General features: G+C 65.5%; 22 protein-coding genes. 11 read left to right on the top strand and 11 right to left on the bottom strand.

What is annotated here, in order from left to right; genetic code table 11:
• Window position 1 precedes the first annotated feature (1 nt).
• Genes RPR59_RS10485 through RPR59_RS10475 form a run of 3 tightly spaced genes read right to left on the bottom strand, consistent with a single transcriptional unit; the run spans window position 2 to window position 2,814 of the window.
• Window positions 2-235 (bottom strand): hypothetical protein, encoded by a 234-nt coding sequence (locus RPR59_RS10485; protein WP_313913775.1) that lies wholly within the window; start codon window positions 233-235, stop codon window positions 2-4.
• Between the two features lie 59 nt (window positions 236-294).
• A complete protein-coding gene (gene greB, locus RPR59_RS10480; protein ID WP_313913773.1) occupies window positions 295-777 on the bottom strand; it encodes a transcription elongation factor GreB in 483 nt (160 codons plus the stop codon).
• A gap of 3 nt (window positions 778-780) precedes the next feature.
• The gene (locus RPR59_RS10475; RefSeq protein WP_432280313.1) at window positions 781-2,814 is read right to left on the bottom strand and encodes a lytic transglycosylase domain-containing protein; all 2,034 of its coding nucleotides are present in this window, start codon (window positions 2,812-2,814) and stop codon (window positions 781-783) included.
• A 72-nt stretch (window positions 2,815-2,886) separates the two neighbouring features.
• Here RPR59_RS10475 and dapA point away from each other — a divergent pair, with 72 nt between their 5' ends.
• From dapA to RPR59_RS10420, 11 genes are all read left to right on the top strand, one after another.
• Entirely contained in the window at window positions 2,887-3,765 is an 879-nt protein-coding gene (gene dapA / locus RPR59_RS10470) for a 4-hydroxy-tetrahydrodipicolinate synthase (RefSeq protein ID WP_313913769.1), read from the top strand.
• Window positions 3,766-3,848: 83 nt separating this feature from the next.
• On the top strand, window positions 3,849-4,331 hold the full coding sequence (gene smpB, locus RPR59_RS10465; protein ID WP_313913766.1) for an SsrA-binding protein SmpB: 483 nt from the start codon (window positions 3,849-3,851) through the stop codon (window positions 4,329-4,331).
• The gene (locus tag RPR59_RS10460) at window positions 4,258-4,881 is read left to right on the top strand and encodes a DUF2062 domain-containing protein (protein WP_313913765.1); all 624 of its coding nucleotides are present in this window, start codon (window positions 4,258-4,260) and stop codon (window positions 4,879-4,881) included. The genes smpB and RPR59_RS10460 overlap by 74 nt, the downstream gene beginning before the upstream one ends.
• A gap of 135 nt (window positions 4,882-5,016) precedes the next feature.
• Complete coding sequence (locus RPR59_RS10455; protein WP_313913763.1) at window positions 5,017-7,110, top strand: M13-type metalloendopeptidase; 2,094 nt, start codon at window positions 5,017-5,019, stop codon at window positions 7,108-7,110.
• Between the two features lie 88 nt (window positions 7,111-7,198).
• Complete coding sequence (locus tag RPR59_RS10450; protein WP_313913761.1) at window positions 7,199-9,595, top strand: hybrid sensor histidine kinase/response regulator; 2,397 nt, start codon at window positions 7,199-7,201, stop codon at window positions 9,593-9,595.
• A 40-nt stretch (window positions 9,596-9,635) separates the two neighbouring features.
• A complete protein-coding gene (locus tag RPR59_RS10445) occupies window positions 9,636-9,989 on the top strand; it encodes a response regulator (protein WP_313913759.1) in 354 nt (117 codons plus the stop codon).
• Window positions 9,990-10,123: 134 nt separating this feature from the next.
• On the top strand, window positions 10,124-12,772 hold the full coding sequence (locus RPR59_RS10440) for a glycoside hydrolase family 31 protein (RefSeq protein ID WP_313913757.1): 2,649 nt from the start codon (window positions 10,124-10,126) through the stop codon (window positions 12,770-12,772).
• A gap of 181 nt (window positions 12,773-12,953) precedes the next feature.
• Window positions 12,954-13,853: a manganese catalase family protein gene (locus RPR59_RS10435; RefSeq protein WP_313913755.1), complete on the top strand. Its 900-nt coding sequence runs from the start codon at window positions 12,954-12,956 to the stop codon at window positions 13,851-13,853.
• 234 nt (window positions 13,854-14,087) lie between these two features.
• Window positions 14,088-16,658, top strand: a complete 2,571-nt coding sequence (locus RPR59_RS10430; RefSeq protein WP_313913753.1) for a PAS domain-containing protein — start codon at window positions 14,088-14,090, stop codon at window positions 16,656-16,658.
• A complete protein-coding gene (locus RPR59_RS10425) occupies window positions 16,655-16,801 on the top strand; it encodes a response regulator (protein ID WP_313913751.1) in 147 nt (48 codons plus the stop codon). The genes RPR59_RS10430 and RPR59_RS10425 overlap by 4 nt, the downstream gene beginning before the upstream one ends.
• Window positions 16,801-17,538: a Crp/Fnr family transcriptional regulator gene (locus RPR59_RS10420; RefSeq protein ID WP_313913749.1), complete on the top strand. Its 738-nt coding sequence runs from the start codon at window positions 16,801-16,803 to the stop codon at window positions 17,536-17,538. Before RPR59_RS10425 ends, RPR59_RS10420 begins: the two co-directional genes overlap by 1 nt.
• A 209-nt stretch (window positions 17,539-17,747) precedes the next feature.
• Here RPR59_RS10420 and RPR59_RS10415 read toward each other — a convergent pair whose 3' ends face one another.
• From RPR59_RS10415 to RPR59_RS10380, 8 genes are all read right to left on the bottom strand, one after another.
• Window positions 17,748-18,029 carry a hypothetical protein gene (locus RPR59_RS10415; protein WP_313913747.1) on the bottom strand — a complete coding sequence of 94 codons (282 nt, stop codon included), beginning with the start codon at window positions 18,027-18,029 and terminating at the stop codon, window positions 17,748-17,750.
• Between the two features lie 73 nt (window positions 18,030-18,102).
• Window positions 18,103-18,276 (bottom strand): hypothetical protein, encoded by a 174-nt coding sequence (locus tag RPR59_RS10410; protein ID WP_313913745.1) that lies wholly within the window; start codon window positions 18,274-18,276, stop codon window positions 18,103-18,105.
• 27 nt (window positions 18,277-18,303) lie between these two features.
• On the bottom strand, window positions 18,304-19,332 hold the full coding sequence (locus tag RPR59_RS10405) for a Gfo/Idh/MocA family protein (protein WP_313918464.1): 1,029 nt from the start codon (window positions 19,330-19,332) through the stop codon (window positions 18,304-18,306).
• A gap of 50 nt (window positions 19,333-19,382) precedes the next feature.
• Window positions 19,383-20,339, bottom strand: a complete 957-nt coding sequence (locus RPR59_RS10400; protein ID WP_313913743.1) for an MDR/zinc-dependent alcohol dehydrogenase-like family protein — start codon at window positions 20,337-20,339, stop codon at window positions 19,383-19,385.
• A 19-nt stretch (window positions 20,340-20,358) separates the two neighbouring features.
• Window positions 20,359-21,465, bottom strand: a complete 1,107-nt coding sequence (locus RPR59_RS10395; RefSeq protein ID WP_313913741.1) for an inositol-3-phosphate synthase — start codon at window positions 21,463-21,465, stop codon at window positions 20,359-20,361.
• 11 nt (window positions 21,466-21,476) lie between these two features.
• On the bottom strand, window positions 21,477-22,403 hold the full coding sequence (locus tag RPR59_RS10390; RefSeq protein ID WP_313913739.1) for a glycosyl hydrolase: 927 nt from the start codon (window positions 22,401-22,403) through the stop codon (window positions 21,477-21,479).
• Window positions 22,400-23,215: a TIGR04290 family methyltransferase gene (locus RPR59_RS10385; protein WP_313913737.1), complete on the bottom strand. Its 816-nt coding sequence runs from the start codon at window positions 23,213-23,215 to the stop codon at window positions 22,400-22,402. Before RPR59_RS10385 ends, RPR59_RS10390 begins: the two co-directional genes overlap by 4 nt.
• Window positions 23,212-23,808 (bottom strand): histidine phosphatase family protein, encoded by a 597-nt coding sequence (locus RPR59_RS10380; protein ID WP_313913735.1) that lies wholly within the window; start codon window positions 23,806-23,808, stop codon window positions 23,212-23,214. The genes RPR59_RS10385 and RPR59_RS10380 overlap by 4 nt, the downstream gene beginning before the upstream one ends.
• Between the last annotated feature and the right edge of the window lie 36 nt (window positions 23,809-23,844).

Below are 23,844 nucleotides of genomic sequence, written 5' to 3'. Positions count from 1 at the left end.
ATCAGGTCCGCCGCCCGCGATCGGACGGATAGGCCGCGTCGTTGCGGATATCGTCCTGCTTGGTCGCCCGGTTGTGCGTATCGGGCTTCTCGACCCGCTCGGCTTCGTCCTGCGTGCCCACGTCGCGCGACAGACCGCCGCCGGCGCGGCCGACCTTGTCGGGAGCCTCGTCGGCATTGTCGATGATGTCCTTGTCGTCATGGTCCCGCGCGGTTTCGGTGCGGCGATTTTCCATCAGGTCCTCCATAGCTTGCCTTTCGGCAGGAGAACGATCCGGGCGGAACCGGCGTTCCTTCAGCCCGCGGGATATGTGATCGCCATGACCTCATATTCCCGGTCGCCGCCGGGCAGGCGGACGACGCGCAGATCGCCGACGCCGGCACCGCGCAGCGCGCGGGCGAGGGGAGCGTTCCAGCCTACCCGGCCCGTCCCCGCATCCGCTTCGTCGTCGCCGACGATGGTGAGCGTGCGTTCCCGGTCGTCCTCGTCGGCGATGGTGACGGTGGCGCCGAAGAAGACCCGTTCGCGATTCGGTTGCCGGCAAGGATCGACCACCTTGGCCGCCTTCATGCGGCGCGACAGCCACCCCAGGCGGCGATCGATCTCGCGAAGGCGCTTGCGGCCATAGATATAATCGCCGTTTTCCGAGCGATCGCCATTGCCCGCCGCCCAGGCGATCGTTTCCACCAGCCGGGGCCGCTCGCCCGCGAACAGCGCATCATATTCCGCCTTCAGGGCGTGATAACCCTGTGGCGTGATGTAGTTGGGGCGCTCCACCGCTCAGCCCGGCTTGTTCTTTCCCAGATACCAGGAAAGGTTGGCCGGCCCGTCCGATATCGCGTGTTTGGGGTTCAGAAGATCATAGACCACCGCGTTTTCCAGGACGCGCTGGACGTAGTTCTTGGTCTGGTAGATCGGGATCTCCTCGATCCACTTCACCATGTCGACGGAGGGCAGGCGCGGGTCGCCGTTGGCGGCGATCCACTTGTTCACATTGCCCGGCCCGGCATTGTAAGCGGCGACCGCCAGCGGATAGCTGCCGCCATAATAGCTCAGCATCCGCTGAATGTAGGAGGAGCCGAGCCGGATGTTATATTGCGGATCGGTCGTCAGATTGTCCGAGCTGTAGGCAAGGCCGAGTTTCCCGGCAGCTTCGCGCGCGGTGCCCGGCATCAACTGCATCAGGCCGCGAGCGCCGGCATAGCTGATCGCGGCGGTATCGAACTGGCTTTCCTGGCGGGCAATGGCGTGAATCATCGTCCAGTTGCCATATTCGGAGCCCGGAACGCCGACGGTGGGATAACCGGCCGCGGTGAAATCCTTCAGCCCTTCGCGCCGGGCGCTGCGACCGACCATCACCGCCAGGTCCGGCCGGTTGATCGACTTGGAGAGTTCATAGGCCAGCGCATGATCGGCGTCGGTTTCCGCCGACGCGGCGATTTGCCGCACGAAGGCGCCCTGATCCTTCCAGTTCCCGCGCTTGCCCAGCAATTGCGCGGCGCGCACGATCTGTTTGTCGTACCACGCCTGGCGCACCGCCGCCGGAATGGAGGCGGGGCCGGTGCCGCTGGGCGCGGCAAGCGAATGCCCCAGCCGTTCGGTCGCGAGCTGCCCGTAATAGAGGTCGGGATAGCCCGCCGCTTCCGCCAGGAATTGCTGCGCGCGCTGCTGCTTGCCGGCGGCCTGCGCGGCGCGCCCGGCCCAGTAGAGTCCCTTGGACCGGGTCTGCGGCGTCTGCGACGCGCGGGCATAGCGCTCGAACATGCCCATGGCGTCGGCGGGGCGGTTGAGCTTTTCCAGCGCCACCGTTCCGGCGAGCCAGACGAGGCTGGTATAGTCGTCGCGCTCACCCAGGGGCCGGGTGCTGACGTCCGTGCCGATATGATAGGCGTCGTCGACCTGGTGGGCAATCTCGTATGCCGTCTTCTGCTTGAAAAAAAAAACGGCCGCCTGGGCATTGTCGAGCAGCACCTCGAACCATTCCTCGGCATCGCCGGGACGGCGCGACAGATGGTGCGGCTCGGCCAGGAAGGCCCGCGCGCTGCGGCTCTGACCGTTGTTGCGCAGCCAGGCGGCGCGATCGGCGATGAAGCCGGCGTCGTGCCGGCCGGCGCCGGTGACCGCGCTGTCCAGCGCGCCCGCCTGGGCCGAATCGGTGCGGAACGCCAGGCGCGCGGCGAGCACCGGGCGGGCAGCCGGCGACACGAAGGGGAGTTCGCGCGCGGCCGCGCTCGATGCGCCCTGCCACAGAAGCTCGTCCATGCGCGCGTCATGGTCGACGGGGCGCAGCGCGGTGGAGAATGCGGAAAGAAGCAGCGCCTCGTCTTCGCTGCGCATTACACCGGCATGCCAGGCCTTGCGCGCCTGCTCCCGCGCGGCGTCGGCCTTTCCGGCGCGCTGCAGGATCACGGCGTAACGGGCGCGGCCCGATGCGGTGACGGGCGGGAATTTGTCGAAATAACGCAGTGCCAGATCGGGCGAATAGCTGTTCATGTCGAGCGCCGCCTCGGCCGCGGCACGGCGGCTGGTCTCACCCGGCCAGCCGGGATGCGCCAGCAGGAAGGCGGCATATTCGTTGAAGCGGTAGCCGTCGGACTGCTGCAGCCGCTGCCACTGGGCGATCGCCTGTTCGAGCGCGGCGTCGCTGATCGGCGGCGCCGGCGCGGTGGACTGCGCCGTGGCGGCCGGCTGCGTCACCGGGCGCGCCATGGCGGCATAGCCGGCAGGCACGAGATCGAGGGGGCGGTCGGATTGCAGGGCCGGGCCGGAAATGCCGGCCAGCAGGGCGGAGCTTGTCAACGCGGTCACTAGCATGCTGGACATAATACGGAATCCCGCCCAATCTGCCAGCCCAGATTATCATATTTGCGGAGCACGTCGTCCCCCATGTTTTCAGGTTCCATCCCAGCCCTGGTCACGCCCTTTGAAAACGGCGAGGTGGCTGAGAAGGCATATCGCGCCCTCATCGAATGGCAGATTAACGAGGGCTCGTCCGGCCTGGTTCCTTGTGGAACCACGGGCGAGGCCGCGACGATGCCGGCGGAAGAGCATTTCCGGGTGGTGCGCATCTGCGTCGACCAGGCCGCCGGCCGGGTGCCGGTGATCGCCGGCGCGGGATCGAACGACACGCGGGTCGCGCTCGCCAACGCCCGGGCGGCGAAGGAAGCGGGCGCCGACGCGGTGCTGATGGTGCCGCCTTATTATAATCGCCCCAATCAGGAAGGTATCTTCCGGCATTTCGAGGCGATCGCAAACGGATGCGACGTTCCGATCGTGCTTTACAACGTGCCGGGGCGAACCGTCACCGACATCCATGTCGATACCATGGCGCGCATCGCCGGGGCGTTTCCGAACGTCGTCGGCGTCAAGGATGCAAGCGGCGTCGTCCAGCGCGTTTCCGAACAACGGGCGGCATGCGGCGCCGATTTCTGCCAGTTGTCGGGAAATGACGACATGGCGCTGGGCTTCATGGCGTCGGGCGGCCGGGGGTGCATTTCGGTCACGGCGAATGTCGCGCCGGGGCCGTGTGCCCGGTTTCAGGCGGCATGTCTGGCAGGTGATTACGGCGAGGCGCTGGCCATCCAGGATCGGCTGTTCCCGCTGCACCGGGCGCTTTTCAGCGACGCGTCCCCCGGACCGGTGAAATATGCCCTGAGCCGTGTTCGGCCCGGTTTTCCGGCCGAGCTTCGCCTGCCGATGACCCCGGCCGGCGAACCCAGCCGCTGGGCGGTCGATCAGGCGCTGGAGCATGCCGGGCTGGTCTGACCGACAGGGGTGCGCCGGCCAATTCGCCTCGCGAGGCCGGCGGGGCTTCCCCGCATCGGCCGGCCGCACTACATGGCGGCGTCATGGCACGACCGCATACCCAGAGTTTCGATAAGAAGAAGACCGTCGCCGAGAACCGACGGGCGCGGTTCGATTATGCGCTCGACGATATTTACGAGGCGGGAATCGTGCTGACCGGCACGGAAGTGAAGAGCCTGCGCTTCGGCGAAGGGTCGATCGCGGAAAGCTATGCCGAGGTTCGCGACGGCCAGGTCTGGCTGATCAATTCCAATATTCCCGAATTCAGCCATGGCAACCGGTTCAATCACGAACCGAAGCGGCCGCGTAAATTGCTCCTGCACGACCGGGAGATACGCAAGCTCCACGGGGCGGTGGCGCGGCAGGGCATGACGCTGGTGCCGCTTTCGATCTATTTCAACGGGCGAGGGCGGGCGAAGCTCGAACTGGCGCTGGCAAAGGGCAAGAAGGCGCATGACAAGCGCGCGACCATCAAGGAACGGGACTGGAAGCGCGAGCAGCAGCGGATCCTCAAAGATACCGGCTGATCGGGCCCTGTGGCTGCGCGGTGTCGGCTGGATTCGCCGCAACCTGCCCAGGCGCGAGCAGTTCGAGAAGAACCGCTGGCTGCGCCCCGTCGCGCACCGCGTGCTCGCGCCCGCGCTATGGCGGTTCACCCGTCGATCGGTGCCGCGCGGCGTCGCGCTGGGGATGGCGACGGGCATCCTGGCGCCCGTGGCGCAAATCGTGCTCTCCGCATTCCTGGCCCTGCCATTCAGGGCGAATATCCCCACGGCCGCGCTTACGACGTTCATCACCAATCCGTTCACGACGCCGGCGATCTGGCTGCTGGCCTATTGGCTGGGCGGCTGGGTGCTGCACTTCGACGCTGCCGTGCCCGGACATCCGATCTCGGCAAAGGTCGGCGCCCATATGGGCTGGCTGCACTGGTTGCTGGCGGAAGCGGGGCCGGCGACGATCGTCGGGCTCATCCTGCTGGCCGCCATCGGGGCGGTCATAGGTCATGTCGCCGCGACGATCGGCTGGCGTCTGTGGATCGCGCGCAAGTGGCGCAGGCGCCACCACGGGAAATCCTGACGCAGCTACGGCCGGCCCGCCCTGTTCGGCCGCGCACGGCGACGACTGCGCAGCAGCGTACATTGACTGGGCGTCTCAGGGGGTTAGTACAGCGGGAGATATAGTCTCACCTGATACAGTCTCGAGGGGATCTGCATGCACCGCTCTTTGCTATCCGTTGTCCTGTTGACCACCACTGCGATGCTCGCCGGTTGCGCGACCACCGCGTCGAACCAGTCCGCAGCCCTCGACGACGCGTCCGCGCCGCTCGAAAAGGCCGCGGTCGATACGGTGAAGCCGCAGGACGCCCCGGCGCCGCAGATCGGCACGTTCGGTTTCGACGAGGCGGGAATGGACCGGGCCGTCGCGCCCGGCAACGATTTCTATGATTATGCCAATGGCGCCTGGCAGAAGAAAACGGAAATCCCCGCGGACCGCGCCAGCTACGGCCTGTTCGCGGTGCTTTCCGATCTGTCGGAAAAGCGCACCCGCGGTATCCTGGAGGATGCGGCCAAACAGGGCGACGACAAGATCGGCGTGGCCTATTCCACCTATCTCGATCGCGCCGCGATCAACGCCAAGGGGCTTGCGCCCATCCAGCCGTGGCTGGGCCGGATCGAGGCCCTGAACAGCCGCGCGGATTATCCCGCGCTGCTGGCGGCTGCCGATCGCAACGGCGTGTCGATCCCCTTCGGCAGCTATGTCGGGCAGGACGACAAGCAGCCCGACGTCTATGCGATGCGCTTCTTTCAGGGCGGTCTGGGGCTGCCCGACCGCGATTATTATCTGAACGAGGACGCCAAGTTCGCCGAGGTCCGGCAGAAATATGTGGCGCATGTCGCCAAGATGCTGTCGCTGGCGGGATATGACAACGCGCAGGCCCGCGCACAGGCGATCATGGATCTGGAAACCGGCTTTGCCAAGGTTCACTGGACCCGCGCGGAAAGCCGCGATTCCAACAAGACCTACAACAAGCGGACCCTCGCCGAACTGCAGCGCGAAACCCCCGGTTTCGACTTCGCGCAATATCTGAAGGCGGCCGGCGCCGACGTGAATTCGGTGATCGTGTCGCAGCCGAGCGCCATCGAGGGCGAGGCCAAGCTGATCGCGAGCACGCCGGTGTCCGTGCTGAAGGATCAGTTGCTGGTCCGCTCGCTCGAAGCCTATGCCGATGTCCTGCCCGAGGCGTTCGATACGGAGAATTTCGCCTTTTACGGCACCGTGCTGTCGGGAACGCCGGAGCAGCGGGCGCGGTGGAAGCGGGCCGTTTCCTTCACCGAAGGCGCGCTGCCGGACGACATCAGCAAGATCTATGTCGCCAAATATTTCCCGCCCGAAACCAAGGCGGCGGCCGACGACATGGTGCGGAACATCATCGCCGCCATGGGCCGGCGCATCGACAAGCTCGACTGGATGTCGCCCGAGACGAAGCAGAAGGCGCACGAAAAGCTCGCCGCCTTCACGCCCAAGATCGGCTATCCCAGCCGCTGGCACGATTATTCGTCGCTGGTGATCAGGCCGGGCGACGCGTTCGGCAACAACCTGCGCGCCAATCAGTGGCATAACGACTATAACATCAACAAGCTGGGCAAGCCGATCTACAAATGGGAATGGGGCATGACGCCCATGACCATCAACGCCTATGCCAATCCCGGCATGGTCGAGATCGTCTTCCCCGCCGCGATCCTGCAGCCGCCCTTTTTCGATCCCAACGCCGATCCGGCGGTCAATTACGGCGGTATCGGCGCGGTGATCGGGCACGAACTGAGCCACCATTTCGACGACCAGGGGTCGCAGTACAATGCCGAAGGGCGGCTGGTGAGCTGGTGGACGCCGGCGGACAGGAAGGCGTTCGAGGCGCGCACGGACGCGCTCGTGAAGCAATATGAACAATATGAGCCGCTGCCCGGCATGAAGGTGAGGGGCAAGCTGACCCTGGGCGAGAACATCGCCGATCTCGCCGGCCTGACCGTGGCGCACGACGCCTATATGGCCTCGCTAGGCGGCAAGGCGCCGCCGGTAATCGACGGGTTCACCGCCGACCAGCGTTTCTATCTCGGCTGGGCGCAGGTCTGGCGCCGGAAATATCGCGAGGAGAATCTGCGCCAGCGGCTGCTGACCGATCCGCATTCGCCCTCGCACGAGCGTGTCTGGGTCGTTCGCAACCTGGACCCGTGGTACGACGCCTATGACGTCGGCGCCGGGGCGGGCATGTATCTGGCGCCCGACAACCGCGTGAAGATCTGGTGATGGCCCGCGGGAAAGCGGCACGGCCGTCGCTTTCCCGCCGCTCCTCGGCTTGACCGCAGCGACGCCGCGGCACATCACGGTCGCGATCATGGCAACCCTGTTCGCTTCCGCTTTTTCCGATACGCCGCGCCGCAGGGCGGGCGTGCTGTGGCTGCCCGCCTTGTGCGGTGTCGCGGTCGCGCTGGCGCTGTTCTTCCTTGTCGGCGAGCCGGCGGTCGCGGCGGGGTTTGCCGGTGCGGGGCTGCTGATCGCCGCTGCGCTGTTCGCCTGGGCGGCGCTGCGCCGCCCGGCGCCCGTGGCGGTCGCGCAGACCGACTGGTCCGTGGCGCATGTCCTCGCCGCCAGCGCGCACGAGGCACTGGCCGTCACCGATCGGGCGGGACGGCTCGCTTGTGCCAATCCCGCGTTCGAAATGCTCTTCGGCGGTTTTCCCGCGCCGCCGTCCTTGCCGCTGTCGGGCGACGGAGAGGCGTTGCTGCATGCCGCGAGCCGGGAGGCATGGCGCGACGGTGAAGCCGTCCGGCAGGTTTCGCTGAGCGATGCGTCGCGCATCACCGCGCATCTCGTCCGCGCCGGCGACGATATGCTCGTCTGGCGCTTCGCAAGCACCGAGACGATCGACCTGCCGGCAAAGGCGCAGGCCATGCTGACCGGCGAATTCGGCGACCGGATCGGCGGCGCCGGTATCATGGCGGCCGTGCTGCGCCCGGACGGCCGGGTGCGGGCGGCCAACAGCGTTTTACGGGCGCGGGCGATGGGCGATCGCGATGCCGAGATGGAGGGCAGGGACTTCGCCCGTTTCCTCGTGACGGACAATCGCGGCTTCGTTCGGTTCGAGCGCGAAGGGATGAACGGCAATCCGATCCGGGTCCTGCATCTGCCGTTCGCCGATGGCGAGCAGTCGCCGATGCTGGTCGCGTTGCTGGACGAAGAACAGGTGAACCTGCCCGCACCGCTGCCGCAGAGCGCGGGCGGCCATGTCCGGTCGCTGGTATCGCTGATCCCGTTCGGCATCGCGCTGGTCGACCGGGACGGGCGCTTCCTCCACATGAACAGCGCGTTCTGCAAGTCGGCGGGAATCGATCCCGACAATCCGCCGCTTTATCCCAGCGATCTGGTCGTGCGCGAGGACAAGGCGCCGTTCGCCGACGTCATCCGGCGGTCCGCCAATGGCGCCGCATATGCCGCGGACATGCCGGTACGTCTGAAGGAACGGCCGGACGAGCCGGTCGCCGTGACCCTGGTCGGCGCGCGCGGCCTGGGCGAGGCGGCGGTGCTGGTGACGTTCAAGGATTCGGGGGAAGAGAGCAAGCTGAAGCGTCAGGTCGCGCAACAGACGAAGATGCAGGCGGTGGGCCAGCTCGCCGGCGGCGTCGCGCACGATTTCAACAACATCCTGACCGCGATTATCGGCCATTGCGACCTGATGCTGATGCGCCATGCGCCGGGCGACAGTGATTATGACGATATCCAGCAGGTGCGCGCCAATTCGCACCGCGCCGCCAGCCTGACGCGACAGTTGCTCGCTTTTTCCCGCCAGCAGACGCTGCGTCCCCAGGTGCTCCAGCTTCCCGACGTCATATCGGAGGTTTCCAACCTGCTGAAGCGGCTGCTGGGCGAGACGGTCGAACTGGTGGTGCAGCACGGACGCGGGCTGGGGCCGGTCAGGGCGGACCCCGGCCAGTTGGAGCAGGTGGTCGTCAACCTTGCCGTCAACGCCCGCGACGCCATGCTTTCCAAGCATCCCAATGGCGGAGGGACGCTGACGATCGAAACGGTCGCGGTCAGTTCCGCCGAAGTGCGTCGCCTGGCGGACGACGAGCTGCCGGTGGGCGATTATACGGCACTGATCATTTCGGATACCGGAACGGGTATTCCGCAGGAGGCGCTCGGCAAGATTTTCGAGCCCTTCTATACCACGAAGGAAGTCGGCAAGGGAACGGGGCTGGGGCTTTCGACGGTCTATGGGATCATCAAGCAGTCCGGCGGCTATATCTTCGCGGAATCGCCGGCCGGGGGCGGGGCGCGTTTTTCCATCTTCCTGCCGGTCCACGCGGCCCAGATGCCGGGCAAGGCGGCGACTCCGCTGTCGGCCAGGCCGAAAAAGGGCGACCTGTGGGGCAGTGGAACGATCCTGCTGGTCGAGGACGAGGACATGGTGCGTGCGGTCGCCGAACGCGCGCTCACCCGGCAGGGCTATACCGTGCTGACGGCGGAGAACGGCGAGGCGGCGCTGGAATTGATGGAGGAGAATCCCGAACTCGATCTCCTGATCTCCGACGTGGTGATGCCGGGCATGGACGGGCCGACGATGGCGAACCGCATTCGCAAGCGGTATCCCGACATGCCGATCCTGTTCATGTCGGGCTATGCCGAGGAGCAGCTTCGCAACTCGATCGACATCGACAATGTCGCTTTTCTGCCGAAACCGTTTTCGGTGCAGCAACTTGCAGAGGCCGCGCGCGACGTTCTGCGCGCGGAATGAGGCTTGGCACGCGGCTCCGATTGTGCTTCAGCGCATGGCGATGGCTGCACTCAGAAACATACTCATCGTCGAGGACGAACCGCTGATCGCGATGATGCTCGAGGATTTCCTCGACATGCTCGATCGCAAGGTAGCGGGAACCGCGGAAACGGTGAACGAGGCGCTCGAGCATGTTTCCGGCGGCGCGATCGACGCTGCGATCCTGGACGTGCATCTGCGCGGCGGTGAAAGGAGCTGGCCGGTCGCCGACGCGCTGGCCGAAGCCGGCATCCCGTTCGTGCTCGCCACCGGCGGCTCGGGCGACACGATCGTGCCCGAACATCGCGGCCGACCCGTCCTGGCCAAGCCCTTCACCATGGACGGCGTGGAAGCCGCGCTCGGCGAACTCGAATAGCGCAGGCGAACAGCGCGGCTTGCGGGAAAGGGCCGTGCGAGTGCATGAACCGCTGCGCGGGAAAGCCGTGCTTGGTTCCCGCTCTCGCCGCCGCCTGTGGTGCCGGCCGAATCCTGACCAATGATCGAGGCGACATGATCCGAAATCTTCTGAGCGCAGGGGCGTTGATAGGGGCGATTGCCGCGTGCCAGGCCAACGCCGTCCCGGCAGCCGCGAATACGCCGGAGATGCAGGGCAGGGCTGCGCCGGGCGCGATTGTTCAGCGGGATCATGTCCGATTCACGGTACTGTCGCCCCGGGTGATCCGCATGGAATGGTCGCCGGACGGACGCTTCGTAGACAGCCCGTCACAGGTCTTCGTCGACCGCGAACAGCCCGTACCCGCCTTCACCTCCACCGTCCGCGGCGGGGTTCTGCACATCGAGACCGAGGCATTGCGGCTGACCTACAAGCTGGGCAGCGGACGGTTCAGCGCGACCAATCTTTCCGTCCGTTCCCGCAACCTCGACACCGCCTTTGGCTGGCATCCGGGCATGGCGGAAGCGAGCAACCTGCACGGCACCACGCGTACGCTGGACCGGTTCCGCGGCAATATCCGCCTGGGTGACGGCGAGAAACTCGATCTCGGCCGGGGACTGATCTCGCGCGCGGGTTGGCATCTGGTCGACGATTCAAAAAGTTTTCTCTTCGACGACAGCGACTGGCGCTGGGTGAAGAAGCGCGCCTGTTCGGACTGCCAGGACCTCTATTTCTTCGGCTATGGCCATCAATATGAAAAGGCGCTGGGCGATTTCGCCGCCATCGCCGGGCGCGAGCCGATGCCGCCGCGATACGCCTTCGGCTATTGGTGGTCGCGCTACTGGAACTATTCCGATGCCGAAATGCGCAAGCTGGTGGGGGATTTCCAGCGCTACCGCATCCCGCTGGACGTGCTGGTCGTCGATATGGACTGGCACCGCACGGACGATCTGAGCTGGGACCCGAAATACGCCAAGCAGGACGCGTTCGGCCAGCTCGTCGGCTGGACCGGCTATACCTGGAACCGCAGCCTGTTCCCTGAGCCGGAGCGCTTCCTCTCCTGGCTGCACGAGCAGGATCTGAAGACCACGCTCAACCTGCACCCCGCGTCCGGCATCACACGGCGCGAGGCGCGATATGACGAAGCGGCGAAGGCGATGGGCGTCACCGGCGGCAAACCGATCGCCTTCGAAGCGGCGGACAAGCGCTTCGTGAACACGTGGTTCGACAAGGTGCTGGACCCCTTGCGCGACGACGGCGTGAACTTCTGGTGGCTCGATTGGCAGCAATGGCCCGATTCGAAGAAGGTGCCGGGCCTGTCCAACACCTGGTGGCTGAACTATGTGTTCTACACGCACATGCAGCGCGACAGCCGGAACCGCGCGCTGATCTATCATCGGTGGGGCGGGCTGGGGAACCACCGCTATCAGGTCGGCTTTTCGGGCGATTCCGTGATTTCGTGGGAATCGCTCGCCTATCAGCCCTATTTCACCGCGACTGCGTCGAACGTGCTCTACGGCTATTGGAGCCACGACATCGGCGGGCACATGTTCCCCGACGACCTGCCGGAGGACGAGCGGCACATCGATCCGGAGCTTTATGTCCGCTGGATGCAGTTTGGTGCGTTCAGCCCGATATTGCGCACCCATTCGTCGAAGGAAGCGGGGCTGCGCAAGGAACCGTGGCGCTTCTCGCCGGAGGTGTTTGCCGCCATTCGCCAGACCATCGACCGGCGTTATGCCATGGCGCCCTATATCTATACCGCTGCGCGCGAAGCCTATGACAGCGGCGTGTCGATGTTGCGCCCGCTTTATTATGCCTGGCCTGACGAGGACCGGGCGTACAAGACCCCCGGCGAGTATATGTTCGGCGACGACATGCTGGTCGCCCCCGTCACCCAGCCGATGAAGGACGGCTCCGCAACCGTTTCGATCTGGCTGCCGCCGGGCCGCTGGTACGACAGCAATCGCGGCGAGGTGATCGCGGGCGGCCAAATGATCGAGCGGGACTATACGCTCGACGAGGTGCCGGTATTCGTCCGCGCGGGCGCCGTGGTGCCGATGAACCCGGACTCGGTGCGCAAGCTGCAGACCATGGACAATGGCGAGCTGGTATTGCGGGTCTTCCCCGGAGGGGCCGGTCATGCGCGCGTCTATGCCGATGCCGGCGACAGCGAGGGCTATCGCGGCGACCAGTACAGCTTCACCGCGGTCGAGAGCCGGCGCGACGCGGACGACGCAGACGTGACGGTGCATCCGCGGGAGGGGCGCTATCCGGGCATGCCTGCCGAAAAGCAGATCACGGTCGAACTGCCCGTTTCCGCGATCCCGGAACGCGTCACGGTGGATGGCGCCGCCTATCAGCGGTCGGAAGACGGCCATGCGGGAAGCTGGAGCTATGACGGCGGATCGCTCACCGCACGGATCGTCGTCCCGGCCCGGCCCGCGGACCAATCGATGCACGTGCGGGTCGATTACGGGCGTGATCCGGTCGACCTGGACGGATTGCTCTATCGCATGAAGCGGACGGCCGCGGCGGTCGAATGGCTGAAATATCACTGGAATTCGCCCAGCCCGCTGCCCGACGACGTCTCGCTCGCCGGCCAGGCCGCGCGCCTGATCGATTATCGGCCCGAACGCCTGCCGACGCTGGTGCGCGAATTCGATGCGAGGCTGGACAGGATCTCCGAACAGGTCGCCGCTTCCCATGCAGATCACAGCGTGAAAGTGAAATTCGCCGCGATGATCGACGCCATCGCGGAGTAGCCAGCCGCGCCCGCGGCGCGCTTTTGCCGGGCGGCTTGCTCATGGGAGGGAGGGAGGATTCTTCCCGTCGGCGTCGGCTTCTGCGAAGACGTTCACCTGCATTTGCAATGTGGATCAGAAATGCAACGCATCGCCATCCTCTTCGGTTTGCAGCCGGGGCATTCAAGAGGAGGAGCACGCGATGTTCATGCACAACAAGACCTTGCAATATACGGTTCGTGTCAGCGAGCCGGATCCCGTGCTGGGATCATTGATTCTCGAGCAGTTCGGAGGGCCGGACGGCGAACTGGCGGCGGCCATGCGGTATTTCACGCAAGGGCTGGCGGAAGAAGATGCCGGCCGCAAGGATATGCTGATCGACATCGCGACCGAGGAACTGAGCCATCTGGAGGTCATCGGGTCGGTCGTGGCGATGCTCAACAAGGGCGCGCGAACGAAGATCACCGAAGGCGAGATGGAGGAGGCGGAACTCTATCGCGACCTCACCCGTGGCGGGAACAGCCACACCCAGGCGCTGCTTTATGGTGGCGGTCCCGCGCTCACCAATTCATCGGGCGTGCCGTGGACGGCCGCCTATGTCGACAGTCGCGGCGATCCGACATGCGATCTGCGCTCCAACATCGCCGCGGAGGCGCGCGCGAAAATCATCTATGAGCGGCTGATCAACGTCACCGACGATCCCGGCGTGAAAGATGCGCTGGGCTTTCTGATGACGCGTGAGGTCGCGCATCAGAAGTCCTTTGAAAAGGCGCTCTATTCAATCAAGGACAATTTCCCGCCGGGCAAGCTTCCCGGCAAGGAGCCCTATGCCGACATGTACGTGAATACCTCCCAATATCCGCAGGATGCACGCGGGCCGTGGAACAATGAAGAGGAATTCACCATGGTCGAGGATCTGCCCGAGGGATTGCCGGCGGACGATGGCGAGGGCAGCGCGCAGGTCAATCTCGATTCGGCCGATCAACAGCGGCTCGAGGCGATGAAGCGGCGCCTTGCCTCCGCTCCCGATGCCAATCCGATCACCGGTGCGGATCTCGGCGCGGGTCCGGGAGCCGGACGGACGAAGTCCACCGAGCAGTAACGGTCCGTCTGGCCCCTGACGGGGTGTGACGTCCTGAATTCGGCGCGGTGCGACCCCGGCTCGTCGCATCGCGCAAATTCGTTCGATACCGCAAGCGCGCAGCCGCCGAGCCGGAACGGTGGCATGGGGCGGCGACCTTTGCGTGCTTTCGCTGCAGTGGCGAAGTCCGCCGTCGAAAGATACACGATCGTGGGCGCCGGAAAGGACCGGCGCCAAAACGAACGGGGCAGGTGATTGGCCGACGATCTTGCGGATACCGGTCCTGCCGGGGACAAGTTCCTGGTACTCGGCGTTGTGGCGGCGACGTTCGACGATGCGCTTGCCGATTTTCTGGCGCAGCCGGAATTCGCCGAAATCGCCGTCATCCTGTGCGTTGTGCATCAGGCCCCGATCGACAGCGATGTGATGCTGGAAACGCTTCGTTGCCGGAGCGTCGATGCCGTGGCGGCGATCGACGGCGAAATGCTGGTGCCCGGCAGGGTGACGGTGGTGCCGAACGGCCGGTCGGTCGTTCCCATCGAAGGACGCCTGTCGGTCCGGGACGGGGCGGGCAGCTCGGGACAGGCGGGGCGCTGCGATATTCTTTTGACCGGTGTGGCGGCAGATTGCGGTGATCATGCGGTGGGGCTGGTGATGCGGCCCGTTGCGGGAACCGCGACATCGGGCATGGCGGCGGTGAAGAAACATGGCGGTATGTGCGTCGTCGAGCAAACGCATTCCGCCGGCCCGGATCCGGCCAGCCGCCCGATCGAGTCGATTGCGGACTATGTGCTGCCGAGGTCCGAGATTGCGTCGTGCATCGCCCGCTATGACGTACATCTGCGCCGGAGCGCCCGATCACGATCGGCCCCGGCGGAAGAAGCGCGGACCGGCGAACAGCTCGATGCGAACCTGGCGCGCCGGGCCGCGCGGATCGCCGACCGGTACGCGCCTGCCTATGTCGTCGTCGACGACGGATTCGACATCTTGCACTTTTCCGGGCGGATGGGGCGTTATCTGGAACCGAAGCAGGGCACGGCCTCGCTGTCGCTGCCGCTCCTGGTGCACCACGATCTCCGCAGCGATCTGCACGCGGCGCTTCGGATAGCGCGAGACGACCGGGATGCCGTGCGACCGCCGCCGCTCGCGATGGAGGTCGACGGCGAAACGGAGATGGTGCGCCTCGTGGTCGAGCCGGTCGATTGCGAGGACGGAGCACCGCGCAATTTCGTCGTGCTCTTCCAGTCCGCGGAATTCGCGGCGTCGTCGCGAGATCGGGAGGCGGGCAAGGATCTGCGCGGCGATGACGATCGGCGCCTCGAATCCGAACTGCGCCAGATGCGGGAACGGCGCCAGGAGACCACCGAGGAATTGGGAGCCGCGAACCGGGAACCGCAGACGGCCAACGGAGAACTGGGGCAGCGCGTGGCGGAACTCGCGCGTGCCAATGCCGACCTCAAAAATTTCCTCGAAAGCACCCGGATCGCGACCGTCTTTCTGGACGACGACCTTCGGGTGCGCAATTTCACACCCGCAATCGCCGATATATTCCACCTGATTGAGAGCGATCTCGGGCGGCCCTTGATGCACATTGCGGGCCGGATCGATTTCGACGATTTGTCGGAGGATGTCCGCCGGGTGGTGCGCACGCGCACGACGATCGAGCGGGAAGTCCACAATCAGAAGAACGACAGGAGATACCTCGTCCGCATCCTGCCCTGTCGCTCGGGCGGGAATTTCATCGGCGGCGTGGTGCTGACCTTCCTCGACATCAGCGACCTGGCCCGCACGGAGACGGCGCTTCGGGAGTCGGACGAGCGGTTCCGCGGCATGGTGAAATCGGTGCCGATCGAACTGTTCACAGCCGATGCCGGTTTGCACTGGGATTACGTCAACGAACGCTTCTACGAGTTCACCGGAATGCCGGAACGCGGCGTGCTGGGGCATGGCTGGATGACGGCGGTGCACCCGGACGACCTGGATCGTGTCCGGGACTGCTGGCTGGATGCCGGCAGGCACGGGGGCATCTTTCAGACGGAATTGCGCTTTCAAAGCGTGGAAGGCGGTTTCCGGTCGGTGCTCCTGCGTGCGGAGGCGGTGCGGAACGAGGCCGGTGCGGTGGAACGCTGGTACGGCTCCGCTTCGGATATCAGCGAAATGCGGCTCGCGACCGAACACCAGAAACTGCTGATGGCCGAATTGCAGCACCGGGTGAAGAATATTCTGGCGGTGGTTCGGTCCATCTTCAGCCGTACGCTCGAAGCGGAAGATTCGGTCGAGCAGGTGGCGAGCCATTTCCGCGGCCGGATCGACGCACTGGCGCGGACGCAGACCATCCTGGCCCGTTCGCCGCAGGGCCAGATCGAACTGGAGGAACTGGTTCGCGACGAACTGCTGAGCGTGGACGCGCCGATGGACGGAATGCGCATCAGGGTCCGGGGGCCGTCCGTCCATCTTTTCCACAAACCGGCCGAAACCCTCGGCCTGGCCGTTCATGAACTCGTCACCAATGCGGTAAAGTACGGAGCGCTCGCCCTCGGTGGGGAGATCGACATCTTCTGGAGCGTCGACGGGCAGAGCGGTTCCGCCAGGCGCCTGCATTTCACCTGGGAGGAAAAGGGGGTGCCGATGGTGTCGGGCGACATCCCGCGCGAAGGGTTCGGCTCCGAACTGATCGAGCGGGGATTGCCCTATCAACTGGGTGCAACGACTGCATTTGAACTGAGACCGGGTGGTGTTCGTTGCGTCATCGACATTCCATTGATCGATGATATGGCAGATGCGGTCTTCTCCCGCGATGCTGCCGGCGAGGAGGACTTGGCATGATCCAGACCGAAGCACTCGATGGAAAGTGCGCCCTGATCGTCGAGGACGAATATTTCGTTGCAGACGATCTGCGGCGTGGGCTTTCGGACGCGGGCATGACGATCGTGGGACCTGTTCCCGACGCGGATGCGGAGATGGTCTGATGCGGAACCTTGCTGCCGTTACCGACCCCGCCGAAAGCGTCCTCCTGCGCTTGAGCGCCATCGTCGAACTGACGGAGGGTGATCGCGATCTTCTGCGTAATGCCGGCGCGAGCACGCAGCGGAAAATCGCCGTTCGTCGCGAACTGATATCCGAAGGCGAGCCGGTGTCGCGGCCACTCATGATTCTCGCGGGGTGGGGCGCCAGGATCAGGGTACTTTCCGATGGCCGGCGGCAGATCCTGTCCTTCGTGTTGCCCGGGGACCTGATCGGGGTCGGTCGGCAACGCGGGGCGCTCGCTTCTTCGACGGTGCTGGCGCTCAAGGACATGGTCGTCGCAGAGGCGCCGTGCGAGCAACTATTGCCCGACGATTCGAGCTTGCCGGCCGCCTATGTGGCAAGTTCGTCGATAGACGAATTCTATCTGCAGTCGCACATCACCCGTCTGGGGCGGCTGACCGCATATGAACGCTGTGCCGATTTCCTGTTGGAGATCGGTGAACGCATGAGCCTGGCCGGCCTTACCGAAAAGAATTCGTTTCGCATGCCCCTGACCCAGGAATGCCTGGCGGATGCCCTGGGCCTTACCAGCGTCCACATCAATCGAACCTTGCAGGCGCTCCGCAAGGACGGTGTGATCTCGGCCTGCGGCGGGCGGGTGACGCTGCACGATCCGAGTGCGCTGGCGCATCTGGTCGATCATCGCCGCGCCCCGAACATTCGTCGCCGCGCCGCGTGATCGCGACCCGGCTCGGCTGCGCTACCGACTGGGGGCGAATACTGCCAGCCTGAACACTGTGGGCCTGGAGTTTCGGCGAGGTTCGGGACCGTATTTTATGTCCCCTTCGCTCCCAAGAAACGTGGAGTTGGAACGGGCCTCTTCTCAGCCGGCCGAAGGGTCCGGCGTGGCGTTCGGGACTAGTCGCGCTTCTGGAATGCTGGTCGCCATCAACTCTGGTTGCGGTCGACGAACTTGTTGAACCGGCTCAGCCCTCCGCCGTCGCCGCGATCCTGGTACAGGAAGGCGAGGTTGTTCTCGTCGAAGATACGGAAGAACTCATCCCACTCGACGGGGCGCAAGCCTTCGTCGAGCTCGCGGAAGTCGATGCGGAGCAGGGCGCCGGGCTGGTCGTTGTCCGCGGTCGCTTCCACGACGCTTGGCGTGCCGTCGCGGTCTTCCACCCATTTGCGGATGGTATCGTGATCGGTGGTGCGTTCAGCTTCGCTCATCTCAGCCTCCTTGATCCTGCGGCCCGATTATTTCCGTGCGCCGATTTGCGCAGGCGCAGCGCATCGTCCGTAATCAGTCGGGGGTTACGTCGTGCCGCTCGGGATAGTCCTCGGGCGTGGCCTTGCCCTGGTTGCGCACGGCCTGACGCCCTTCGTGACGCAGGGCGGCATCATCGTCCCGATCCTTCAGACCGGAGGGACGATCCTTGCGTCCGCCTTCCCTGAGGCGTTTTTCCTTGTCCGTCATGAGCGATCCTTACGTTGCGGGTCCAGATCAGCATTCCTGGATGCCTGCCATATCGGGAAAGCGCTTTCGATGCGGTTCGGTTCCGGTATGCGCGCGGGCCTGAGACGAGCCGTGATTTTGTCCGGGCCTTTCGCCGTACATCCGGTCGAGCACTTGCGCGACGGCGACGATTTCCCCGGCCGAAGCGTCGTAGCCGCGGTCTCGCGCCAGACGGCGAATCCAGTCGCTGGCGGCGCGGCCGCCCCATGCGTCGGGCGGGGAGGTGATCTGTTCTGCCGTCGTCCCGCGGAAATGCCAGGCATCAAAGTCGTAGAAGGACCCGGCCCGATTGCACATGGCCAGGCCCCCTTCGGTGCCGTGAAAGCGCGCTTCGATCACGGCATCCTGTCCGGCGGAGAGATTCCACGAGCAAGCGAGCCGCGCCTCGACGTCATCCCCGAGCGACAGGGTGGCGAGCGCGTAATCTTCCGGCGTCGCCGCGACCGTCAACCGCTTTCCGCCGGCAAACCGCTTCGTCCGTACCTCGTGCACCTCGGGGAAGCCGAGGCTCCACAGCAACAGGTCGACCAGATGGACACCGAGGTCCATGATGCAGCCGCCGCCGGACTGCGCGGGGTCGTAGAACCACGCTTTGTCCGGGCCGTACGCGTTGTGGAACGTCAGGTCGACGGCGAAGACGCGGCCGATATCGCCTCTGCGGATCCGCTCGACGATCGCCTCTACGGCGCGGGTGCGCCGGTAGGAGAAGTCGACCGCAAGCAACCGGCCGGCTTCATGCGCGGCGGCGACGACGGCACCCGCTTCCCCGGCGGTGCGACCGAGCGGTTTCTGGCAGAAGACCGCGGTTCCCGCCTGCAGCGCCCGTACCGCCTGCTCGGAATGCAGCGCGCTCGGCGTGGCGATGGCGACGCCGTCCACGCCTTCGTCCAGCATGGCCGCCAGATCGGCCACGGCGCGCGCGCCCGGTGCAAGACGCAGTGCCTCGTCCCGGCAAGCCGGATCCGGGTCGGCGACGAGCACCTGCGCCGCCAGCCCGGTTTCGCATATCGCCGCCATGCGGTGCCGCCCGATCCAGCCGGTGCCGAGAAAGCCGATGCGCAGCCCGCTCATGCGAGCGTCACCAGCGCCTTGACGAAACCGTCGGGCTTGTCGCGGGTGTCGTCCAGAGCGGCGTCCAGTTCCTCTAGCGAATATCGGTGGGTGTAGAGCGGGCCCGGATCGAGTACGCCCGCCGTCACCGCATCCACCGCCTGACGGACGCCGCGCAGGGCAATCTTCGGATCGCGCTCATGCGCGTTGATGACGTCGATGCCCTTCCAGTTCCACATCTGCATGTTGACCTGGCGCGGTCCGTCCTGGTGATAGCCGGCGACGACCAGCCGTCCGCCGAAACCCACCAGTTCGCCGGCAAGGTCGAGCGGCCATTGCTTTCCCACCGCCTCGATCACGCGGTCGCACATGCGCCCGTCGGTGATGTCCTTCACCCGCTCGATGATCGCCTGGTGATCGTCCATCGGGATCAGGTGGTCGGCGCCGTATTCGCGGGCGAGGGCGAGCGAGGATTGCCGGCGTGAAATGGCGATCACCGTCGCCCCCTTCAGCCACGCCAGCCGGGTCAGCACCGCACCCAGAAAACCGACGCCGATGATCGCGACGACGGAATGGGGCCCGATATCGGCCCGGTGAAAGATGTTGAAGGCACAGCCGAGCGGTTCGCCCGGAAAGGGATGGCCCGACAAAGCGGGCGGCAGCTTCACGACCTGGTCCGCCAGGGCGATGTCGTAATCGGCATAGCTGCGGAACGACAGGGCCGCCACCCGGTCGCCGGGAGCAGGATCGGCGACGCCGGGGCCGACGGCGTCGACCACCCCCCAGCCTTCGTGGCCGAGATCGCCCGGCGGGGTGGGGTATTCCATCCAGTCCGCCCCCTCCCAGGGCGTAAGATTGGAGGCGCAGACACCACATCCCTGCAGCCGCACGCGTACCTCGCCGCGCCCGGGTTCGGGACGTTCCACCTCGTCCACGCGTATCGTTCGGGGGCCGGTCAGAACGGCTGCGCGCATCGTCGTCGTCATAAGCGGGTCAGACTTCCTCAAGATATTGATCGAGCGCCGTCCAGGCGGCGGAATCGGCGAGCTGGCGGCGCGGATGCTTGCAGAAACAGGTCGAGGGCGCGTCGATCGGGCCGGCCAGGCCGCGGTCCTTCGCAATCTTGGCGCAACGGATCATGTCGATCGCCACGCCGGCCGAATTGGGGCTGTCCTCGACCGACAGGCGCAATTCCAGATTCATCGGCACACCGCCGAAGAGCTGCCCTTCCATGCGGATGAAGGCGATCTTGTTGTCGTTCTGCCAGGCGACATAGTCGCTGGGTCCGATATGGATGTCCTGTTCGGCGAGCGGCTCGGGCGTCACCGACTGCACGGCTTCGGTCTTGGAAATCTTCTTCGACGCCAGCCGCGTGCGGTTCGCCATGTTCAGGAAATCGGTATTGCCGCCGGTGTTGAGCTGATAGGTGCGGTCGAGCTTCACCCCGCGCCGGTGAAACAGGTCGGTCAGCACCCGGTGAACGATGGTGGCGCCGAGCTGCGCCTTGATGTCGTCGCCGATGACCGGGACGCCGGCTTCTTCGAACCGCGCGGCCCAGCTCGGATCGCTGGCGATGAAGACCGGAATCGCATTCACGAAGGCCACGCCCGCTTCCAGCGCGCACTCGGCATAGAACTCGCTCGCTTCCTGGCTGCCGACGGGAAGATAGTTCACCAGCACGTCGACCTTCCGGTCCCGCAGACAGGCGACCACGCTGTCGCGGGTGGCTTCCCGCTCGGCGGCGATCAGAAACGTCCGCTCCTCCGGATAATCCGCCATATGTTCGGCGACGCCGTCGAGGATGCGCCCCATCTGCACCTTCGTGCCGGTCTTTTCGACATGCGGACAGAAGGATTGGGTGCAGTTCGGTTTCGCGAAGATCGCGCGCGATACATCCTGCCCGACCTTGCGCTGGTCGATGTCCCAGGCCGCGACCACGCGGATGTCGCTCGGCCGATAGCCGCCAAGCTCGAAATGCGAGAGGCCGACCGTGTCGTTGGCCCCGGCGCGGTAGTGCTCGAGGCCCTGGACGAGCGAGCTGGCGCAATTGCCGATGCCGACGAGTGCGATATTGATCGGGTTGGAAGTCGTGGAGAGCATGTCGGATTTCCTCATCCCGTGCGGACCAGCGTTTGCGGTTCGGCGCGCGCGGGGGCATAGCGGTCGATCATCCACGCGCAGAAATCGGCAAATTGCTGCGGGTCCCTGGCGCAGCTCGTGTGATGGGGTTCGACGCCGAGATGTTCGGGCGTGAAGCAGAAGGTGACGGTCACGTCGAAATCGGCGAGCGCTTCCATCTGGCGGTCGAACCAGTCGATCGCGCCCTCGCGAAAGCTGTCGGCCCAGGACAGGCCGGTGCGCAGTTTCGTCACGCCCAGGCGCTTCATCCAGGCGACGGCGTCGTCCAGGCGCGGGTCCTGGAAATGAAACCATTGCATGAGGCCCATCTGATCCGCGACCTCGGCATAATGGTCGAGCGCCGGCTTGGGCGTGCCGTCGGCGCGGATCAGCCCCATGTAGAAGTGACGGAAATAGCTCGACCCTTCCGCCTCGCGGTGCCGGGTGGTCGCGCCCCATTCCTGCGGCAGGTCGAACAGCGAATACCAATAGATGCGCGGCACGCGGCCGATCAGCAGCTCGGCGGTCCGCCGTATGCCGAATTCCTGCACCTCTTCGGCGCCGAACGAGCCGACGCCGACTTCGGTTACCCAGACGGGCTTGTCGGGCACGACAGCCTCGATCTCCGCGATTTTGTCGGGCCAGTCGTGGATCGACCAGAGGTTCCAGTCGAGGGGAAAGCCGTGCACGGCGACCGCGTCGACCGCATCCAGCGCGCCATGTCCACGCATCCGCTCGACCCAGTGCGGATCGATGGGCGACATGCCGCCGAGGACGCGGGTGATGTCGGGGTTCATTTCGGCGATCGCCGCGCCGGCACGCCGCACCGTGTCGGCATAGATCGCCCATTCGGGATCGAGGTCCGGGTCCCAGTGCGACTTGTTGTTGGGTTCGTTCCAGATCATCGCGGCTTCGATCACGCGTTCGTCCCCCTTGCTGGATAAACCGCGGCCGGCCCGTATTCGGCATAGGGCACGTCGGCGATGCGGCAGAGATAGACTTCCGGTTCGGGCTGCGCCTCGACCGCGAATCCGGCTGCGCGCAGCATGGCCTGGCTGCACGCGGCGTTGGGCGCCCACCAATTGGTCCAGTCGTGCGCGAACTCGCGCTCGATGAAATGCATCTTCGGATAAGCGGGATTGTCGAAGCAGGTCGGCGGCGCGGTCGTGCCGGGGCGGTGAAAGGGCTGGTCCTCGGGCACCTGCAGCACGTCGACCGAACCTTGCTGCATCGTCTGGAACAACATGCGGTCGCCGGCCACATGCTCGCGGATCAGATCCAGGGCGAGCAGCGGGTGGCGCAGGTGATAGAGCACCCCCATGAAGATCACGAGGTCGAAGCGCCGTCCCAGCGTGGCGATGTCATAGACCGACAGGTTGCGGAACTCGATATCGTCGAAGCCGAGCGTCTCGGCCACCAGCCTGGCCTGTGCCAGATAACGGTCGTCGCTGTCGATGCCGAGCACCCGGCCGGCCCCGCGCCGCTTCATCTCGACCGAATAGAAGCCTGCATTGCAGCCGATGTCGAGCACCGAGGCGCCGTTCAGATCGTTCGGCAGCGCATGGGCGAAATGATCGAACTTCACCCGCGGATAATCGCCCAGGAAATGATCGGGCGCGGTATGAATGCCCTGGCCGAGGTCGATGTTCTGGAACCAGGGCGCGAGCGCATGGACCCGCTGGCGGAGATCTTCCGTGCTGCGTGTTTCGGTCAGGTTGGAAATACTGGTCATTGGAGCGTCTCGTTCAGGCTGATAACCTTGCCGCCGCAATCGCCTGCCAGGATACGGCTGACCGATGCGGGCGGAATGTCGAACCGGTGGACCGCGTTGAGCGACAGGCCCAGAATGTCGGCAACCAGCGTGCGGATGATGTCGCAGTGGGTCACCATGGCGACGGTACGGTCATGGAAACGCTCGGACGTTCGTTTCAGGTGGCAGCGCAGGCGGTGCAGCACTCCGGCCATGGATTCGCCGCCGGCCGTCACGCCGGTTTCGCGTTCCACATTCCAGGCCTGCCACCGGCTGTCGCGCTCCAGTTCGGCATAGCGGCGCCCGGTCCATCCGCCGAAATCGATCTCGTCCAGTGCTGCCGTGGTTTGAACGCCGAGACCGGTGCGGCCGCCGACGATGGCCGCCGTCTGCAAGGCGCGGTGGGTGGGGCTGGCCTGCAGGGCCGCGATGTCCTCACCGGCCACATGTTCCGCCAGGTGACAAGCCTGCTCGTGTCCGGCCTTGGTCAGCGCGACACCGCAACGCCGCCCGGTCAGGCGAACCCCGAGGTCCTCATGGGCGGCATGGCGAATGAGCAGGATACGCGTGTTCAACAATCCCCTCCGATCGGTTGCGAGCGAAGGCGCCGC

Source organism: Stakelama saccharophila (assembly GCF_032229225.1).
Lineage (GTDB): Bacteria > Pseudomonadota > Alphaproteobacteria > Sphingomonadales > Sphingomonadaceae > Sphingomonas > Sphingomonas saccharophila.
This window is presented reverse-complemented; position numbering and strand designations above follow the sequence as displayed.

Excerpts from the sequence above, each read along its gene's own strand:
- RPR59_RS10485 (WP_313913775.1), bottom strand. The coding sequence starts at position 235 with ATGGAAAATCGCCGCACCGAAACCGCGCGGGACCATGACGACAAGGAC.
- RPR59_RS10475 (WP_432280313.1), bottom strand. The coding sequence starts at position 2,814 with ATGCTAGTGACCGCGTTGACAAGCTCCGCCCTGCTGGCCGGCATTTCC.
- dapA (WP_313913769.1), top strand. The coding sequence starts at position 2,887 with ATGTTTTCAGGTTCCATCCCAGCCCTGGTCACGCCCTTTGAAAACGGC.
- smpB (WP_313913766.1), top strand. The coding sequence starts at position 3,849 with ATGGCACGACCGCATACCCAGAGTTTCGATAAGAAGAAGACCGTCGCC.
- RPR59_RS10460 (WP_313913765.1), top strand. The coding sequence starts at position 4,258 with ATGACAAGCGCGCGACCATCAAGGAACGGGACTGGAAGCGCGAGCAGC.
- RPR59_RS10455 (WP_313913763.1), top strand. The coding sequence starts at position 5,017 with ATGCACCGCTCTTTGCTATCCGTTGTCCTGTTGACCACCACTGCGATG.
- RPR59_RS10450 (WP_313913761.1), top strand. The coding sequence starts at position 7,199 with ATGGCAACCCTGTTCGCTTCCGCTTTTTCCGATACGCCGCGCCGCAGG.
- RPR59_RS10445 (WP_313913759.1), top strand. The coding sequence starts at position 9,636 with ATGGCTGCACTCAGAAACATACTCATCGTCGAGGACGAACCGCTGATC.
- RPR59_RS10440 (WP_313913757.1), top strand. The coding sequence starts at position 10,124 with ATGATCCGAAATCTTCTGAGCGCAGGGGCGTTGATAGGGGCGATTGCC.
- RPR59_RS10435 (WP_313913755.1), top strand. The coding sequence starts at position 12,954 with ATGTTCATGCACAACAAGACCTTGCAATATACGGTTCGTGTCAGCGAG.
- RPR59_RS10425 (WP_313913751.1), top strand. The coding sequence starts at position 16,655 with ATGATCCAGACCGAAGCACTCGATGGAAAGTGCGCCCTGATCGTCGAG.
- RPR59_RS10420 (WP_313913749.1), top strand. The coding sequence starts at position 16,801 with ATGCGGAACCTTGCTGCCGTTACCGACCCCGCCGAAAGCGTCCTCCTG.
- RPR59_RS10415 (WP_313913747.1), bottom strand. The coding sequence starts at position 18,029 with ATGAGCGAAGCTGAACGCACCACCGATCACGATACCATCCGCAAATGG.
- RPR59_RS10410 (WP_313913745.1), bottom strand. The coding sequence starts at position 18,276 with ATGACGGACAAGGAAAAACGCCTCAGGGAAGGCGGACGCAAGGATCGT.
- RPR59_RS10405 (WP_313918464.1), bottom strand. The coding sequence starts at position 19,332 with ATGGCGGCGATATGCGAAACCGGGCTGGCGGCGCAGGTGCTCGTCGCC.
- RPR59_RS10400 (WP_313913743.1), bottom strand. The coding sequence starts at position 20,339 with ATGCGCGCAGCCGTTCTGACCGGCCCCCGAACGATACGCGTGGACGAG.
- RPR59_RS10395 (WP_313913741.1), bottom strand. The coding sequence starts at position 21,465 with ATGCTCTCCACGACTTCCAACCCGATCAATATCGCACTCGTCGGCATC.
- RPR59_RS10385 (WP_313913737.1), bottom strand. The coding sequence starts at position 23,215 with ATGACCAGTATTTCCAACCTGACCGAAACACGCAGCACGGAAGATCTC.